13 protein-coding genes and 1 tRNA gene are annotated in these 15,558 nt (G+C 67.8%); 4 read left to right on the top strand and 10 right to left on the bottom strand.

Annotated features, from left to right (window positions below):
• Positions 1–126: 126 nt before the first annotated feature.
• A tRNA-Gly gene (locus tag ACT54L_RS03865) sits at positions 127–201 on the bottom strand.
• A 265-nt stretch (positions 202–466) separates the two neighbouring features.
• Between ACT54L_RS03865 and ACT54L_RS03870 the strand changes: the two genes are divergently transcribed.
• Both ACT54L_RS03870 and ACT54L_RS03875 read left to right on the top strand, forming a co-directional pair.
• Complete coding sequence (locus tag ACT54L_RS03870; protein ID WP_476084213.1) at positions 467–2,302, top strand: aminopeptidase P family protein; 1,836 nt, start codon at positions 467–469, stop codon at positions 2,300–2,302.
• Positions 2,303–2,367: 65 nt separating this feature from the next.
• On the top strand, positions 2,368–2,520 hold the full coding sequence (locus ACT54L_RS03875; protein ID WP_274775765.1) for a DUF3309 family protein: 153 nt from the start codon (positions 2,368–2,370) through the stop codon (positions 2,518–2,520).
• A 129-nt stretch (positions 2,521–2,649) separates the two neighbouring features.
• Here ACT54L_RS03875 and ACT54L_RS03880 read toward each other — a convergent pair whose 3' ends face one another.
• The 6 genes from ACT54L_RS03880 to ACT54L_RS03905 all read right to left on the bottom strand — a co-directional run bounded on the left by ACT54L_RS03880 (position 2,650) and on the right by ACT54L_RS03905 (position 11,288).
• The gene (locus ACT54L_RS03880; RefSeq protein ID WP_476084214.1) at positions 2,650–3,762 is read right to left on the bottom strand and encodes a DUF4167 domain-containing protein; all 1,113 of its coding nucleotides are present in this window, start codon (positions 3,760–3,762) and stop codon (positions 2,650–2,652) included.
• Between the two features lie 588 nt (positions 3,763–4,350).
• The gene (gene prmC / locus ACT54L_RS03885; protein ID WP_476084409.1) at positions 4,351–5,178 is read right to left on the bottom strand and encodes a peptide chain release factor N(5)-glutamine methyltransferase; all 828 of its coding nucleotides are present in this window, start codon (positions 5,176–5,178) and stop codon (positions 4,351–4,353) included.
• Positions 5,179–5,219: 41 nt separating this feature from the next.
• The gene (gene prfA / locus ACT54L_RS03890; RefSeq protein ID WP_476084215.1) at positions 5,220–6,320 is read right to left on the bottom strand and encodes a peptide chain release factor 1; all 1,101 of its coding nucleotides are present in this window, start codon (positions 6,318–6,320) and stop codon (positions 5,220–5,222) included.
• Positions 6,321–6,360: 40 nt separating this feature from the next.
• A complete protein-coding gene (gene ptsP / locus ACT54L_RS03895) occupies positions 6,361–8,628 on the bottom strand; it encodes a phosphoenolpyruvate--protein phosphotransferase (protein ID WP_476084216.1) in 2,268 nt (755 codons plus the stop codon).
• 92 nt (positions 8,629–8,720) lie between these two features.
• On the bottom strand, positions 8,721–9,980 hold the full coding sequence (locus ACT54L_RS03900) for an aspartate kinase (protein ID WP_476084217.1): 1,260 nt from the start codon (positions 9,978–9,980) through the stop codon (positions 8,721–8,723).
• A gap of 306 nt (positions 9,981–10,286) precedes the next feature.
• Positions 10,287–11,288 carry a 2-hydroxyacid dehydrogenase gene (locus tag ACT54L_RS03905; protein WP_476084218.1) on the bottom strand — a complete coding sequence of 334 codons (1,002 nt, stop codon included), beginning with the start codon at positions 11,286–11,288 and terminating at the stop codon, positions 10,287–10,289.
• Positions 11,289–11,512: 224 nt separating this feature from the next.
• On the opposite strand from ACT54L_RS03905, the gene ACT54L_RS03910 reads away from it, so the two are divergent.
• Complete coding sequence (locus ACT54L_RS03910) at positions 11,513–12,043, top strand: SH3 domain-containing protein (protein ID WP_476084219.1); 531 nt, start codon at positions 11,513–11,515, stop codon at positions 12,041–12,043.
• 58 nt (positions 12,044–12,101) lie between these two features.
• Here ACT54L_RS03910 and nhaA read toward each other — a convergent pair whose 3' ends face one another.
• Together nhaA and irrA are read right to left on the bottom strand one after the other, a co-directional pair.
• Entirely contained in the window at positions 12,102–13,313 is a 1,212-nt protein-coding gene (gene nhaA, locus ACT54L_RS03915; protein WP_476084220.1) for a Na+/H+ antiporter NhaA, read from the bottom strand.
• A 342-nt stretch (positions 13,314–13,655) separates the two neighbouring features.
• On the bottom strand, positions 13,656–14,192 hold the full coding sequence (irrA, locus tag ACT54L_RS03920; protein ID WP_476084221.1) for an iron response transcriptional regulator IrrA: 537 nt from the start codon (positions 14,190–14,192) through the stop codon (positions 13,656–13,658).
• Between the two features lie 256 nt (positions 14,193–14,448).
• Here irrA and ACT54L_RS03925 point away from each other — a divergent pair, with 256 nt between their 5' ends.
• Entirely contained in the window at positions 14,449–14,943 is a 495-nt protein-coding gene (locus ACT54L_RS03925; RefSeq protein WP_476084222.1) for a disulfide bond formation protein B, read from the top strand.
• Positions 14,944–14,956: 13 nt separating this feature from the next.
• Here the strand turns inward: ACT54L_RS03925 and ACT54L_RS03930 are convergent, their stop codons facing one another.
• Positions 14,957–15,514 (bottom strand): HNH endonuclease, encoded by a 558-nt coding sequence (locus ACT54L_RS03930; protein ID WP_476084223.1) that lies wholly within the window; start codon positions 15,512–15,514, stop codon positions 14,957–14,959.
• Positions 15,515–15,558 lie beyond the last annotated feature (44 nt).

Genomic DNA, 15,558 nt, shown 5'->3' on the forward strand with positions numbered 1-15,558 from the left:
GGGCTCCGCAATCCGGCTGCGGTCGGGTTGATCGGCTGGCCATGCCGCCGATCAACCGGATCGTGCGCGCGGACATGATCCGCCCTGCCCCCAAGGCTGCGACCAACGGATCTGAATGTCGGAAATTGGAGCGGGCGATGGGAATCGAACCCACGACATACAGCTTGGGAAGCTGTCGTTCTACCACTGAACTACGCCCGCGTTGACCGCACCATAGACGGCGGCGGGGTCGGCCAGCAAGAGGGGATGAGCCGCAATCCCCACCGCCGCGCGCAAGAGCGGTGCCCCATCGCGGGACGTCGGGACGTCCTCCAGGCGTTGCGAAGACAGCAGCCCCAGCTCCCACCGCCTGATTGCGCTCGGCCTTTGGAGAGGCCGGCAAGCACAACACCCACCGCAGGCGATTCACAGCGCGCCTGTCCGGCTCTAGACTCGGGCTTTAGCTCTCTCACCTCAGGCCTGCCTCATGTCCTCCCCGTTCAAGGCGCTCTTCCAGTCGTTCACGTCCACGGCCGACGGCACCGCCGGTGCGGCGCGGCTTACCGCCTTGCGCGGGGTGATGGCGGAGCGGGGACTTGCCGGCTACGTCATTCCCCGGGCGGATGCGCACCAGAACGAATATGTTCCGGCGCGGGAAGAGCGCCTGCCCTGGCTCACCGGCTTTACCGGCTCGGCCGGTACGTGCGTGGTCCTGGAGGACAAGGCGGCGTTGTTCGTGGATGGGCGCTATGTGCTCCAGGCCCCCGCCCAAGTGGACACCGCCGCCTTCACCGTGGTGCCGCTGGCGCAACGGACGCCAGAAGCCTGGCTGGAGGAGAACCTGCCGCGCGGCGCCTCGCTGGGCTTTGATTCATGGCGCACCACCCTCGACGGCCGGGAGCGCCTGGCCCAGGCCGTGGCGGCCGTCGGTGGCATTCTGGTGGCGGTGGAGCAGGATCTCCTCGACCCCATCTGGACCGACCGGCCGGCAGCGCCCGCCGCGCCCGTGCGCCTGCAGGACATGACCTTGGCCGGCGTGCCCGCAGCCGAAAAGCTGTCGCAGGTGCAGGCCGCGCTCGCCAAGGATCGCGAGGGCGTCGATGGCGTCCTCGTTTCAGATCCCCACAATACCGCCTGGCTGTTCAATGTGCGCGGAAGCGACGTAAGCCACACCCCGATCCCCCTGGCCTGGAGTCTCGTCCCCAAGGAAGGGCGACCCACCCTCTTCATCGACCCGGCCAAACTCGGCGGCGACGTGCGCGCCGCGCTCTGCGAGGTGGCAGACCTGTTGCCAGAGGAGGCCCTGGAGGCAACCCTTGCCGCATTCGCCCAGGGCCGGTGCGTGCGCCTCGACCAGGCCACCGCCCCGGTTCACCTGGGCAGCGTGGTGGAGCGGGGCGGCGGCCGCGTCTCCAAGGGGGCAGATCCGGTCACTCTCCTCAAGGCGTGCAAGAATGCAGCGGAGATCGCCGGAATGCGCAGCGCCCATGTGCGCGACGGCGTGGCCCTCGCCCGCTTCCTGCACTGGTTCGCGGAGACCGCGCCAAAGGGGGGCCTGACCGAGATTGATGCGGTGGAGGCGCTCGAAACCTTCCGCCGTGAGACCGGGGAGTTGAAGGACGTGTCCTTCCCCACCATTTCCGGGGCCGGCCCCAATGGCGCCATCGTTCACTATCGGGTGACGGAAGAGACCAACCGGGCCATCGGCACGGACGAATTGTTCCTGATCGATTCCGGCGCCCAATATCCCGATGGCACCACGGACGTGACTCGAACCCTTGCGGTCGGCACGCCCACCGCGGAAATGCGCACCCGTTATACGCAGGTGCTGAAGGGCCACATCGCCATTTCCCGCGCGGTGTTTCCAGAAGGCACCAGCGGCTCCCAGCTGGACCCGCTGGCCCGGCAATTCCTCTGGGCCTCGGGACTTGATTTCGAGCACGGCACCGGCCACGGCGTGGGCGCTGGGCTTTCGGTGCATGAGGGGCCGGCGCGCATTTCCAAGCTCGGCTATGTGCCGCTGAAGGCCGGCATGATCCTGTCCAACGAGCCCGGCTACTACAAGGCGGGAGCCTTCGGCATCCGCATCGAGACCCTTGTGCTGGTGGAACCACGGGCGCCGGAGGGCGGGGAGCGCCCCTGCCTTGGCTTCGAGGTGCTGACACTGGCGCCCTATGACCGCGCCCTGATCGACACCGCCCTTCTCTCCCCCGAAGAACGGGCCTTCGTCGATGACTATCACCGCCGGGTACAAGAGGAGATCGGCCCCCGCGTGGATGCGGCGACCCGCGCCTTTCTGGAGCGCGCGACAGCGCCGCTTTGAGCGGCGGAACCTTCACGGCACGCGCCTCGTTATCCCGGCAGACTTTTCGTCGGGAGGACGCTTCGATGTACACTATTTTGATCGTGATCCTGGTCTTGCTCCTGATCGGAGCCTTGCCCACCTGGGGCTATAGCCGCGGTTGGGGCTATGGCCCCGGCGGCCTCGTCGGCGTGCTGTTGATCGTGGTGATCGTGCTGGCCTTGACGGGCCGAGTGTAAGCGGGGGCCTTTCCCCGTCTCGCTTACCGGGCCATCTCCGTCCTGGCTATGGACGGCGACGCCTCTCGGCAGTTGGGCCGCGCCTGACGGTTCCCTAGGGACCGAAGGCGCGGCCTTTTTAATGTCGGGTCAGGAATCCGCGCCGCTGGTCTCGGCGGGAGCAGCGCCCCCCTCCTCCGCCCGCTCGGCACGCGAGCGGTAGCGGCGGCGGCGACGGCCGTTGGGATAGCGGTCCGGATCCTCGCTCGCCTCGGGCGCAGCGGCGTCGGCGGGCGTGGCCGGGGCCGCGTCGAGGGGCAGAGCCGGCTCGGCCTCGGGCGCTGGCGCGGCGGCGGGAGCGGCGGCCTCTTCCTCGCGGGCGGCTTTGGCACGGGATTCGGCGGAGCGGGAGCGCGGCGCCTTTTCCTTGGGCTCAGCCCGCTCCTTCACCGGCACCGGGACCGGCGCCGTGATGAAAGAGGGCAGGCCGAGGCTCGGCTGCTCTTCCTCCTGCGGGGCGGGGCGCTCTTCGCGCGGCGGCCGGGCGGCGCGGGGGGCGTATGCACCCGCATCCTCATCGCGGGAGCGACCGCGATATTCGCGCGGCGCGTAGCCCTCGCCGTTTTCCTCGTCGCGATTGCGACGCTGGAAATTGCCCTGCCGGTTGTCGCGGGGCTGGCGATCCTCGCGCGGCGCGCGGTCGTCCCGGGGCGCGCGGTCGTCTCGGAACTGGCGCTCCTCGCGAGGCTGGCGATCGTCCCGCGGCTGCCGCTCTTCCCGGGGCGCGCGATCGTCGCGATAAGAGCGCTCTTCCCGGTAGGGCCGATCCTCGCGGGGCTGACGATCGTCCCGCGGCTGACGGTCATCACGGGACTGCCGGTCTTCCCGGCCCTGACGCGGGTCGCGCTGGGCATAGGGCTCACGCACGAACGGCTGGGGCGCGTCGAGACCGCCCACATCGTCCATCTCGTCCTCGTCCATCTCGTCGTCAGCGCGGCCAAAACCGTTCTGCGGCGTATACTGGCCCTGGAGCGAGGCGATCAGGCGCAGATAATGCTCGGCGTGCTGGAAGAAATTCTCCGCCGCCACATGGTCGCCGGACGCCTGGGCGTCGCGGGCGAGCTGCTGGTACTTTTCCGTGATGTGATGGGCGGTGCCGCGCACCTTTCCGTCGGGCCCGTTCGACTCATAGACCCGAGTCGCCGGGTTGGAGCTGCGGCGATTGTTCCGGCCGCGCATGCGCTTCTGCTGACCATTTCTCATCTGGATCGTTCTCTACTGCCTCGGCGAACCCGCCGTTCTTCATCCCGCCCCGCTTGCGCGGACGGGACCGCACCCCGTTTCCCCTCCCCCCGCCGTCAGCGACGGAGGATGGGGAAAGGGCCCCTCGCTGCAGCCGCGCAGCGCCGCAGCGACATTCCACCGGCCCGGACGGGACAGAACCCGACGCCCCGCCCTCACCGCGCCCAATGACACGCGCACAGCGGCGCGTCCGGGTCTGCACGGCGCTGAGCGCAAAGCCTTGTCAGGATCAGTTCGACCATGAGCCCCGCCCCGCGCTTTCGCGCGGCCAGCACGCCCTGTCATCACGCAGCCCGGTCAAAGCCAGGCGCATGAGAAAGTGGCAAAAATGACCGAACCGTGGAGGCCCGCAATGGCGCTTCGCCCGTGCGCCTTCGCGACACCGTCTCCGACCACACCCGACCCCATATGAGATTTCGGGAGCGCGCTTCAGCCATCCCGGCCAAATGCTTCGGTTCGACTCCTGCCAGCGACACTAGCCAGTTCACCGCCCGTGTCCAAGGAATTTTTGCGCGGGCCGCCTCACATTTGCGCTGCCGCAACGCCAGTTCACACGTGGCTCGCAAGGCCGAGGACCAAGGCCCGCGCCACGCCTCCAAGGTCCCGCCGGGCAGGCCCGAGGACCTCCAGCCCGCCCGCGCGGGCGAGGGCGGCCACGTCCGCCTCCTGCCCGATCCCCAGTTCCAGCACACCATGGCCCTGCGGCGCCAGCAGGCCCGGAAGGGCCGCGAGAATCCGGCGATAGGCCTCAAGTCCGTCCGGTCCGCCGTCGAGGGCCGCCTGAGGATCGTGTGCGCGCACTTCGTGTTGGAGCGTGGCGATGTCGCGGCTGGGAATATAGGGCGGGTTGGAGACCACAAGGTCGAAACGGCCGCTCACCGCCTCCGCCCAGTCGCCCACCAGCACGACCGCGCGGCGTGACAGCCCCAGTCGCGCCAGATTGTCGCGGGCCGTGCGCGCCGCCTCGACGCTGAGATCCACCGCCACGCCGAACGCGTCCGGCTTCTCGGACAGCAGGGCCGCCAGAATCGCGCCTGTGCCGGTGCCGAGATCGAGAATGCGCGGCGCCGGGGTGGCGTTGAGCACGTCAAGCGCCGCCTCGACCAGGGTCTCCGTGTCGGGACGGGGGACCAAGGTCGCAGCCGACAGACAGAAGGACAGGCTCCAGAATTCCCGCCGTCCCAGGATGCGGGCAATCGGTTCACCCGCAAGACGCCGCGCCAGCAACGCCTCGATGCGGGCAACGCTCGCGGCGTCCACCGGCACCTGTCCTTCGGTGACGATTTCGGTCGCAGACAGCTGAAGGGCTTCCGCCATCAGCACCCGGGCGTCCAGGTCTGGCGTGTCCACGCCCGCATGGGCGAGCCGCGCCACCATCTGCCGGCGCAGGGCGCTGCGCGAGGGGGCGGCCACCGGCGTCAGTTCCCTTCCGCCGAGGCCATCAATTCCGCCTGATGCTCGGTGATGAGCGGGTCGATGATGTCATCAAGCGCGGTGCCGGCAACCACATCGTCCAGCTTGTAGAGGGTGAGGTTGATGCGGTGGTCGGTCACCCGCCCCTGCGGGAAGTTATAGGTGCGGATGCGCTCGGAGCGGTCGCCGGAGCCCACCTGTCCACGGCGGTCGGCGGCACGGCTGGCCTCGCTGCGCTGGCGTTCCTCATCCAGCATGCGGGCGCGCAGCAAGGCCATGGCGCGGGCCTTGTTGCGGTGCTGGGAGCGCTCGTCCTGCACGGCCACCACGATGCCCGTAGGCAGATGGGTGATCCGCACCGCGCTCTCGGTCTTGTTCACGTGCTGGCCGCCCGCGCCCTGGGCGCGGAACACGTCGATGCGCAGGTCCGCATCATTGATGGCCACGTCCACCTCTTCCGCCTCGGGCAGGACGGCCACGGTGGCGGCCGAGGTGTGAATGCGGCCGGACGCCTCGGTCTGGGGCACGCGCTGGACGCGGTGGACGCCCGATTCAAACTTCAGCCGCGCGAACGCGCCCTTTCCGTGCAGGGCAGCGACCACTTCCTTGTAGCCGCCCATGGTGCCTTCGCTTTCGGACAGCACCTCCACCGTCCAGCCCTTTTCGGCCGCATAGCGGGAATACATGCGAAAGAGATCGCCGGCGAACAGCGCCGCCTCGTCGCCGCCGGTGCCGGCGCGCACTTCCAGGATGACGCCGCGCTCGTCCATGGCGTCCTTGGGCAAGAGGGCGATGCGCACCGCCTGCGTGAGGCGCTCCACCTCGCCAAGCAGGCGCTGCTCCTCGCTTTCGGCGAGCGCCTTCATCTCCGCGTCCGAGGTGGGATCGGCCATCAGCTCGCGGGTGTCGGCGAGATCCCGCACGGCGGCCCGCAGGGCCCGGACCTCGTCCACCACCGGCGTCAGGTCGGAGAACTCGCGCCCCAGGCGCACATATTCCTCGCCCTCCGCGCCGGCGGCGAGCAAAGCTTCCACTTCCGCATGGCGGGCGACGAGGGCGTCGAGCTTGGCCACGGGCAGGCCGGTCTGCTGCAGGTCCGAGCTCATGGGCGCGTCCTGCGCAGGGCGGACAGCGGGAAAGACAGCGTCAAAGGGACATTCCGCTCAGTTCGGCAAAGGCCCGCAAGGTGGAGCGCACATCCACCAGGCCGGACGTATCCTCCAACAGGGGCAGCAGCACGGAGCGCGCCGCGGCCACGTCGAGCTGCAACAGCGTGGCCTTCACCGGGCCGATGGCCGCTGGGGACAAGGACAAAGAGCGGTACCCCACGGCCGCAAGGGCGATGGCCTCCAGCGGCCGGGATGCCAGTTCGCCACACAGGGTCACCGGCTTGCCATGGCGCGCGCCGGCTTCCGCCACCATGCGGAAGGCCCGCAAGGCCGGCGGCGAGAGCGGATCGAAACGATCGGCCACGCGCATGTTGGCGCGGTCCACCGCGAACAGGAACTGCACCAGATCGTTGGAGCCGACCGAGAGGAAGTCGACCCGCGAGAGCACCTCGTCGAGCTGGAACAGGAGCGAGGGCACCTCCACCATGGCGCCCACGAATACCCGCTCCGGCAGGCCATGGCCGTGCCGGCGCAAATGGGTCATTTCCCGTTCCAGGATGGCCTTGGCCTGGTCGAACTCGGAAGCGGCCGCCACCATAGGGAACATGATGCGCACGTCGCGGCCCGCCCCGGCCCGCAAAAGCGCGCGCAGCTGGCTGCGCAACAGGCCGGGACGGTCGAGGCCGAGGCGAATGGCGCGCCAGCCCAGCGCCGGATTCTCCTCCTCCACCATGCGCATGTAAGGCAGCACCTTGTCGCCGCCAATATCGAGGGTGCGGAAGGTCACGGGCCGGCTGCCCGCCGCATCCAGCACCGCGCGATAGAGCTTCAGCTGCTCCGAGATGCGCGGGAAGGTGGACGCGATCATGAACTGAAGCTCGGTGCGGAACAGCCCGATGCCCGAAGCGCCGGTCTCGGCGATGTGGGGCAGGTCCACCAGCAGGCCGGCGTTCAGGTTCAGTTCCACCGCCACGCCATCCTTGGTGACGGTGGGCTTGTCACGCAGGGCCGCATATTGGGCCTGACGGCGGGCGCGGAAGCGCGCCTTCTCCGCATAGGCGGCTTCCACGTCGCCGGGCGGGCGCAGATGCACCTCCCCGGCCTGGCCGTCCACGATCACGGGATCGCCAGGGTCGGCAAGGCCAGCGGCATTCTCCACCTGGCCCACGGCGGCAATGCCGAGCGCGCGGGCGACAATGGTCACATGGCTGGTGGTGCCACCCTCTTCCAGGACGAGGCCCCGGATCCGGGTGCGGTCATAGTCCAGCAGTGCCGCGGGGCTCATATTGCGCGCGACGAGGATGGCATTCTCCGGCAAGTCCGTGCGGTCGGAGGCGCGGCCCCGGCCGGTCAGCTCCCGCAGCAGGCGGTTGGCCAAGTCGTCCAGATCGTGCAGGCGCTCGCGCAGATAGGGGTCGGAAGCGCGCATGATGCGGGCGCGGGTGTCGGATTGGACCCGTTCCACCGCCCCTTCTGCCGTGAGGCCGGACATCACCGCCTCGCGCATCTTGTGCATCCAGCCCCGGTCATGGGCGAACATGCGGTAGGCTTCCAGGATCTCCCGGTGCTCGCCGGCCTTGGAGAGGCCGTCATCCTCCAGCAGCAGGTCGATGGAGGCGCGCAGCTTGCCGATGGCCGCATCGAGACGGGAGGCCTCACGCTGCACGTCGTCGGCAATGACATTGGTCACCACCACCCGCGGCTCGTGCAGCACCACATGGCCAAGGCCGAGGCCATCGGCCAGCGCCGTCCCCTTCAGGTGCAGGGAGCGACGCACGGCCGGCTCTGCCCCTGGCTTGGCGAGGGCGGTCAACTCGCCGGAAGCGATCATCTCCGCCAGTACCATGGCGGTGGTCTGGAGCGCCTCGATCTCCTCCTCGGCATAGGTGCGCCGGGCGCGGTTTTGCACCACCAGCACCCCGAGCGTGTTGCCGCCCCGCAGGATCGGCACGCCGAGGAAGGAATTATAGACCTCTTCGCCCGTTTCCGGGCGATAGGAGAATTCTGGATGGTTCTGGGCATCGGAGATGGCCAGAGACTCGGCCTCGCGGGCCACATGGCCGACCAGGCCCTCGCGCACGTCCATGACCGTCTGGTGGACGGCGTCCCGGTTCAGACCCTCGGTGGCGTAAAGCTCCAAGGTCTGGTCGACGCGCAGCACATAGACCGAGCAGACTTCCGCCACCATATTGGCAGCGATCAGAACCACGATCTTGTCCAGGCGGTCCTGCGCGCTGACCGGCTCCGCCATCACCTCGCGGAGCCGTCTCAAGAGCACGCGGGGGCCGCCGAGCGCGCCACGCATCGGCCGATCCTCAAAGAGTAAACCGGGGACCGCGTACCCGGATGGGTTGCAGGTGGCGCCCCCCGCGCCGGGTCATGCGCCCAGTCAGAACGTCAGCTATCCAGTCCGTATAGCGAATGCAGAGTCCGCACCGCAAGCTCGGTATAAGCCGCATCGATCAGGATGGAAATCTTGATCTCGGACGTGGTGATGGCACGGATGTTGATGCCCTTGGCCGCGAGCGCCCGGAAGGCGTCCGCTGCAACGCCTGCGTGCGAGCGCATGCCGATGCCGATCACCGACACCTTCACCACGTCGGTCTCGCCTTCCAGCGTCTGGTAGCCGATGGCCTCCCGCGCGGCGCCAAGCGCCGCCTTGGCGCGCTCGAAATCGGCGGTGGGCACGGTGAAGGTGATGTCGGTGAAGCCGTCTGCCGAGACGTTCTGGACGATCATGTCCACATTGATGTGCGCCTCGGCCAGCGGGCCGAACACGGCCGCGGCAATGCCCGGCTTGTCGGCGACGCGGCGGATCGAGACCTGGGCCTCGTCGCGGGCGAAGGCAATGCCGGTGACGACCTGGGATTCCATCTGCTTGGCCACGATTTCCTCCTCGTCGCAGATCAGCGTGCCGGCCGCTTCCACCGTCTTCATGTGCGGGGCGTCAGGGTCCTCGAAGCTGGAACGCACGAAGGTGCGCACCTTGTGCACCATGGCGAGCTCCACTGAGCGCACCTGGAGCACCTTGGCGCCCAGCGACGCCATTTCCAGCATTTCCTCAAAAGCGATGGAGCCGAGCCGTCGGGCCTTCGGCACCACGCGCGGGTCGGTGGTATAGACACCGTCCACGTCCGTATAGATGTCGCAGCGCTCGGCGCCCAGCGCCGCCGCCACCGCCACCGCGCTGGTATCGGAGCCGCCGCGACCGAGGGTGGTAATGCGCCCCGACGGCAGGTGGATCCCCTGGAAGCCGGCGATCACCGCCACCTCGCCCCCATCGATCTGATCGCCGAGCGCCTCGCCGTTGATGTCCAGGATGCGGGCGGAACCGTGGGCATCGTCGGTGGAAATGGGGATCTGCCAGCCCTGCCAGGAGCGGGCGTTCAGGCCCATGTTCTGGAGCGTGATGGCCAGGAGGCCGGAGGTCACCTGCTCGCCGGACGCGACCACGGCGTCATATTCGCGGGCATCGTGCAGCGGCGCCGCCTCGCGGCACCAGCCCACCAGCTCGTTGGTCTTGCCGGACATGGCGGAGACCACCACGGCGACCGAATAGCCCGCCTCCACTTCGCGCTTCACATGGCGCGCCACATTGCGGATGCGATCGATTGTGGCGACCGAGGTGCCGCCGAACTTCATCACCAGCCGAGCCATGGCTCGTGTCTTTCTATTCTGATCTGGGAAAGGGGTGGAACGGGCGCGATTTCGCGGCGCGCCGGGCCGCCGTCATTTTCGGGCGGTGCGCCCGGTTCGACGGCCTACGGTGCGGGAGACGGCTCCAGCGATCTCCAACCGGTCCAACATGACCCTTGTCCTCCCGGCGCCGGCTCCATCGGCCCGACGCTCGGCGTCTCCCCGCCGGCCTAGTGGCCGACGGGTCGCCTTGATGCGAATTGGTCGCCTAAATAACGGGCCCGGCGGCGGTCGGCAACCGGGGGAATTGCACAGGCGCGCCCGCCCTCACAGCATGGAGGGCAGCACGCGGTCCGGCGGACGGTGGCCGTCCATGAACGTCTTGATGTTGACGATCACCTTCTCGCCCATGTCCACGCGGCCTTCCAGGGTCGCGGACCCCAGGTGCGGCAGCAGCACCACCTTGCCCTGCTTGGCCAGGCGGATGAGCTTGGGATTGACCGCCGGCTCGTGCTCGAACACGTCGAGGCCGGCACCGGCGATCTCGCCGGCTTCCAGCATGCGCGTCAGGGCATTCTCGTCGATCACCTCGCCGCGGGCGGTGTTCACCACATAGGCGTCCGGCTTCAGGAGCTTGAGGCGACGGGCCGAGAGGAGGTGATAGGTGGCCGGCGTGTGCGGGCAGTTCACCGACACGATGTCCATGCGGGCCAGCATCTGGTCGAGGCTGTCCCAATAGGTCGCTTCCAGCGATTCCTCGATGGCGGCCGGCAGGTGACGGCGGTTGTGATAGTGGATCTGAAGGCCGAACGCCTTGGCGCGGCGCGCCACGGCCTGACCGATGCGACCCATGCCGATGATGCCGAGGCGCTTGCCCCAGATCCGCCGGCCGAGCATCCAGGTGGGCGACCAGCCGGACCATTCCTCGGGCTCGGAGGTCATCAGCTGCGCCCCCTCGGCGAGGCGCCGGGGCACGGAGAGGATGAGCGCCATGGTCATATCCGCCGTGTCCTCGGTGAGGACGCCGGGCGTGTTGGTGACCGTGATGCCGCGATTGAGCGCGCTGGCCACGTCGATATGGTCGACACCATTCGAGAACGAGGCGATCAGGCGCAGATTTTCGCCCGCCTGCGACAACACCGCCGAATCGATCCGATCGGTGACCGTGGGCACCAGCACGTCGGCGGTCTTCACCGCCTCCACCAGCGCCGCCTGGTCCATCGGCGTATCGTCGATGTTGAGGCGAGCGTCGAACAATTCACGCATGCGCGTCTCGACCGTGTCAGGCAACTTACGCGTGACGACGACGAGCGGTTTGCGGCGCCCCATGTGCTTCCCCGTCCCGAATTTTCAACACTTCTCACCCCCTCTAGCAGACCATCGGGGAAAGACAAAGGGTGTGAGAGGCCGGTGCCTTGACGCAGCCCCCCCGACAGGCGCACCTCAGGGGCCGCTTGGCGGGGCCCGCCGGCGTGAAGACAAGATTCATGTTTCTGTAAGACACATGCAGGGACGACCTGGACACCATTGAAAGGGATCCCCGGACCATGCCGATGTCGGGAAAAGCCTCCTTCCGGCCGAACACGGCCGCCGCTCTGCTGGCGACGGCGATGCTGATCGTCGCGGGCGGACTGGCGCACGGCGCCGAAGAGGGCGGCACGGGTCTGCCCGTTCCCCGTTTCGTCTCGCTCAAGGCCGACAAGGTGAATGTGCGCAACGGCCCCAACAAGAACCAGGACGTGGCCTGGGTGTTCTCCCGCGCCGGCCTGCCAGTGGAGATCACCGCCGAATTCGAGACCTGGCGCCGCATTCGCGATGCGGAAGGCTCGGAAGGGTGGGTCTATCATTCCATGCTGTCCGGCCGCCGCACGGCCCTGGTGGCGCCCTGGAACAAGACCGGCACGGTGGCCTTGAAGAGCGAGCCCAAGACCGACGCCAAGGTGGAAGCCCAGCTCGAGCATGGCGTTCTCGGCACGCTCAAGAGCTGCGACGGCAAATGGTGCCGCTTCATCGGCCCGGGCTTTGACGGCTATATCGAGCAGAGCCAGCTTTGGGGCGTCTATCCCAACGAAAAGGTGGAATAGGCCGCCGCGCGCGCACTGGCCCAGAGGGACGGCGCGCGCGAAGGAGCTGCCGCTGCCCTCAAGCGGCGGCGCTATGGGCCGGCATGCGGGAGCGGCCGAAATGCAGGGCCAGCGCCCCAGCCACGCCCGAGGCGACGGACCCCATCAGGACGCCAAGCTTCACCTCGTCCTGCAGCAGCTTCTCCACCGGGAAGGCCAGCAGGCCGATGAACAGGCTCATGGTGAAGCCGATGCCGCACAAAAGCGCGACGCCATAGACCTGGATCCAGGTCGCCCGCTCGGGCAGGCTCGCCCAGCCGGCCTTCACCGCCAGCACCACGCAGCCGAACACCCCCAGCTGCTTGCCAAAGAATAGGCCGGCGGCAATGCCGAGCGGCACCGGATCGAGCAGGGACGAGAGGCTGAAGCCGGCGAACGAAACGCCGGCATTGGCAAAGCCGAAGACCGGCACGATGGCGAAGGACACCCAGGGAACGATGGCGTGCTCCAGCCTGAGCAGCGGCGGCTCCTCCTTCTGCAAGTCGGGACCGCCGGTCACCAGCGGAATGGTCAGCGCCAGGACCACACCCGCCAGGGTGGCATGCACACCCGAGACCAGCACGAGGAACCACAGCACCGCGCCAAGGGCGAGATAGACAGGCAGGCGGACGACGCCCAGCCGGTTCATGGCGACCAGCACAGCCGTGACGATCCCCGCCCCGAGAAGCGCCATCAGGTTCAACTCGGCGGTGTAGAAGAAGGCGATGATGAGGACGGCCCCGAGGTCGTCAATGATCGCCAGCGCGGTGAGGAAGACCTTCAGCGAGACCGGCACCCGGGGGCCCAGCAGCGACAGCACACCCAGGGCAAAGGCAATGTCGGTGGCCGCGGGGATGGCCCAGCCGGCTGCCGTCTTCGGCGAAGAGGCGTTGAACACCAGATAGATCAAGGCCGGCGCCAACATGCCGCCGAGAGCCCCAAGGCCCGGCAGGATGCGGGCCTGCCAGGTGGCCAGCTGGCCGCCGATGACCTCGCGTTTGATTTCCAGGCCCACCAGCAGGAAGAAGACCGCCATCAGGGCATCATTGATCCAATGCTGGATCGACAGGCCGGCCACATAGATCTCAAGGGCTTGGAAGTAGGATGGGGCAGCCGGCGAATTGGCGATGAGGAGGGCAAGAACAGCCGCGGCCATGAGAACCAGGCCGCCGGAAGATTCACTGGCCATGAAGCGGCGCAGAAAACCCGAACCACGCTGGCTGCGGGGCTCTGCAGGGGTGTGTGAGGACATGACTTCGCGATCCTTCTTGCGAAAGGGTGAGTCTGTTCTCCGTCGGTTTTGGGGAGGCCCAAGGCGCACGCAGCACACGCCTGCACGCCCTAAGATAGGGACGATCGGCCTCGGCGGCGAGCAAAATCGGGCTGGATGGTCACGACGCGCCAACGCCAGGAGGCGCGAGGGGCCAGGATCAAGCTGGCCGGTGTCAGGCTGAGGGCAAGGAAGCGGCCGCGCCGGCGGACGCAAATTCAGCCTCACAAAAGGCGAATGCAGCCCCGTCTAAAGCGCCAGAGCGCGGGGCTGCATGCTTCAAAGGCCGGCGCGCCGCAGGCGCACCGCCGCATTTGCTGAAAATCAGGCCTTGGAAGACTTGCGGCGCAGGCGCACCACCACATCCACACGAGCCACCTCAAAGCCTTCGGGCGGCTCGGGCAGGCGGTCCACGGCCACCTGGGCGGAGGGGATGTCCACCAGCTCGTTATGGCCTTCCACGTAGAAGTGGTAGTGGTCCGACGCGTTGGTATCGAAATAGGTCTTCGACCCGTCCACGGCCACTTCGCGCAGCAGGCTCACTTCGGTGAACTGGTGCAAGGTGTTGTAGACGGTGGCCAGCGAGACCGGGAAGCGGGCGCGGATGGCCTCCTCGTGCAGCATTTCCGCTGTCACATGGCGGTCACCCTTGGCGAACAAAAGCCAACCCAGAGCCAAACGCTGGCGGGTAGGACGCAGACCAACCTCGCGGAGCATCTCGCGCACATCATGAAAAGGACAGCCGGTGCGCCGGGCAGACGTCACGTCGCGCAGCTGCGCCACCGGGAGAACCGCGTCCCCGTCGACAGTCGAGCTGCGGAGCGCCACGCCGTCGCCGATGCCGGCTCTGATACGTGTCATCTCGGTCATCGTCGTATCTACAATCTCGAATCTGGCAATCGACCTGCGGATCCCGGCACCCCGTCTCCGCGCTCATGAACATACGGATATAACGGATCGGGCGGCGATTTGCTACCGTTATAGATTGTAGTTGCACTAATGTAATTCAATGGCACCAATGCCTTGCTTGTGAATGCGGGGGTGGTGGACTCCCGCGCCCGCCTCCGCTACTCGACCCCGCGCACCGCTGCGCCGCAGCTCATTCGAGATCAAAGTCATGGACTTGCGAGCCCCGAGGACGGCCAGCCTGCTGGTATCGCTGGGCGCCACCTTCGCGCTGGCGGCGGCCTGGTTCTTCCAGCTGGTGGTGGGCCTTGCCCCCTGCCCGCTCTGCCTCGACCAGCGCATCGCCTATTATATTGCGGTGCCCGTGGCGCTCGGCCTCGCGATCCTGATCGCGCGGGGCTATGAGCGCGCGCCGCGGGTGGGGCTCGCGCTGCTGGCCCTCCTGATGCTCGGCAATGCCGGCCTGGCCATCTATCATGCGGGTGTCGAATGGCACTTCTGGCAGGGTCCAACCACATGCACCGGCAGCGCGCCGGTGGCGGTGGGGGACATCATGGCGGCGCTGAAGACCGCCCACGTGCCGCGCTGTGACGAAGCGGCCTGGCGTCTGTTCGGCATTTCCATGGCCGGCTGGAACGCCCTGATCGCCCTGGCCCTGGCGGCCATTGCCGCCCTGGGCGCGCTCCCGGCGCGCGGCCGCCGCTGAGGCGTTGCAGGACCTACGGGTCCAGCTCGGTGTCCCAGTAGAGATAGTCCAGCCAGCTCTGATGCAGATAGTTGGGTGGGAAGTGGCGGCCGTTCTGGTGCAAGTCGTGCACCGTGGGCTGGAACGGCGCCTGTGCCGGCCACATGTCCGCGTCCGCCGGCATGGCGGAGCCTTTGCGCAGATTGCAGGGAGAGCAGGCGGCGACGACGTTTTCCCAGGTGGTCTGGCCGCCGCGCGACCGGGGAATGACGTGGTCGAAGGTCAGGTCCTCGCGGGAGCCGCAATATTGGCAGGTGAAGCGGTCGCGCAGGAAAACGTTGAAGCGGGTGAAGGCGGGGTTGCGGGCGGGCCGGACGAAGGTCCGCAGCGAAACGACACTGGGCAGGCGAATCTCGAAGCCCGGACTTCGTACCGCCTTGTCGTAATATTCGACGATATTCACCCGGTCCAGGAACACTGCCTTGATGGCATCCTGCCAGGACCAGACAGACAGAGGATAGTAGCTCAGCGGGCGGTAATCCGCGTTGAGCACCAGTGCAGGCCAAGCTCCAGGCGATACGGCAGCGGTCAAGGATCGAACTCCCCGCCCCAACTTTGCCGATTCGGGACGCCCCC

Source organism: Aquabacter sp. DMC10, assembly GCF_056314145.1.

Excerpts from the sequence above, each read along its gene's own strand:
- ACT54L_RS03870 (WP_476084213.1), top strand. The coding sequence starts at position 467 with ATGTCCTCCCCGTTCAAGGCGCTCTTCCAGTCGTTCACGTCCACGGCC.
- ACT54L_RS03875 (WP_274775765.1), top strand. The coding sequence starts at position 2,368 with ATGTACACTATTTTGATCGTGATCCTGGTCTTGCTCCTGATCGGAGCC.
- ACT54L_RS03880 (WP_476084214.1), bottom strand. The coding sequence starts at position 3,762 with ATGAGAAATGGTCAGCAGAAGCGCATGCGCGGCCGGAACAATCGCCGC.
- prmC (WP_476084409.1), bottom strand. The coding sequence starts at position 5,178 with ATGGTGGCGCGGCTCGCCCATGCGGGCGTGGACACGCCAGACCTGGAC.
- prfA (WP_476084215.1), bottom strand. The coding sequence starts at position 6,320 with ATGAGCTCGGACCTGCAGCAGACCGGCCTGCCCGTGGCCAAGCTCGAC.
- ptsP (WP_476084216.1), bottom strand. The coding sequence starts at position 8,628 with ATGCGTGGCGCGCTCGGCGGCCCCCGCGTGCTCTTGAGACGGCTCCGC.
- ACT54L_RS03900 (WP_476084217.1), bottom strand. The coding sequence starts at position 9,980 with ATGGCTCGGCTGGTGATGAAGTTCGGCGGCACCTCGGTCGCCACAATC.
- ACT54L_RS03905 (WP_476084218.1), bottom strand. The coding sequence starts at position 11,288 with ATGGGGCGCCGCAAACCGCTCGTCGTCGTCACGCGTAAGTTGCCTGAC.
- ACT54L_RS03910 (WP_476084219.1), top strand. The coding sequence starts at position 11,513 with ATGTCGGGAAAAGCCTCCTTCCGGCCGAACACGGCCGCCGCTCTGCTG.
- nhaA (WP_476084220.1), bottom strand. The coding sequence starts at position 13,313 with ATGTCCTCACACACCCCTGCAGAGCCCCGCAGCCAGCGTGGTTCGGGT.
- irrA (WP_476084221.1), bottom strand. The coding sequence starts at position 14,192 with ATGACACGTATCAGAGCCGGCATCGGCGACGGCGTGGCGCTCCGCAGC.
- ACT54L_RS03925 (WP_476084222.1), top strand. The coding sequence starts at position 14,449 with ATGGACTTGCGAGCCCCGAGGACGGCCAGCCTGCTGGTATCGCTGGGC.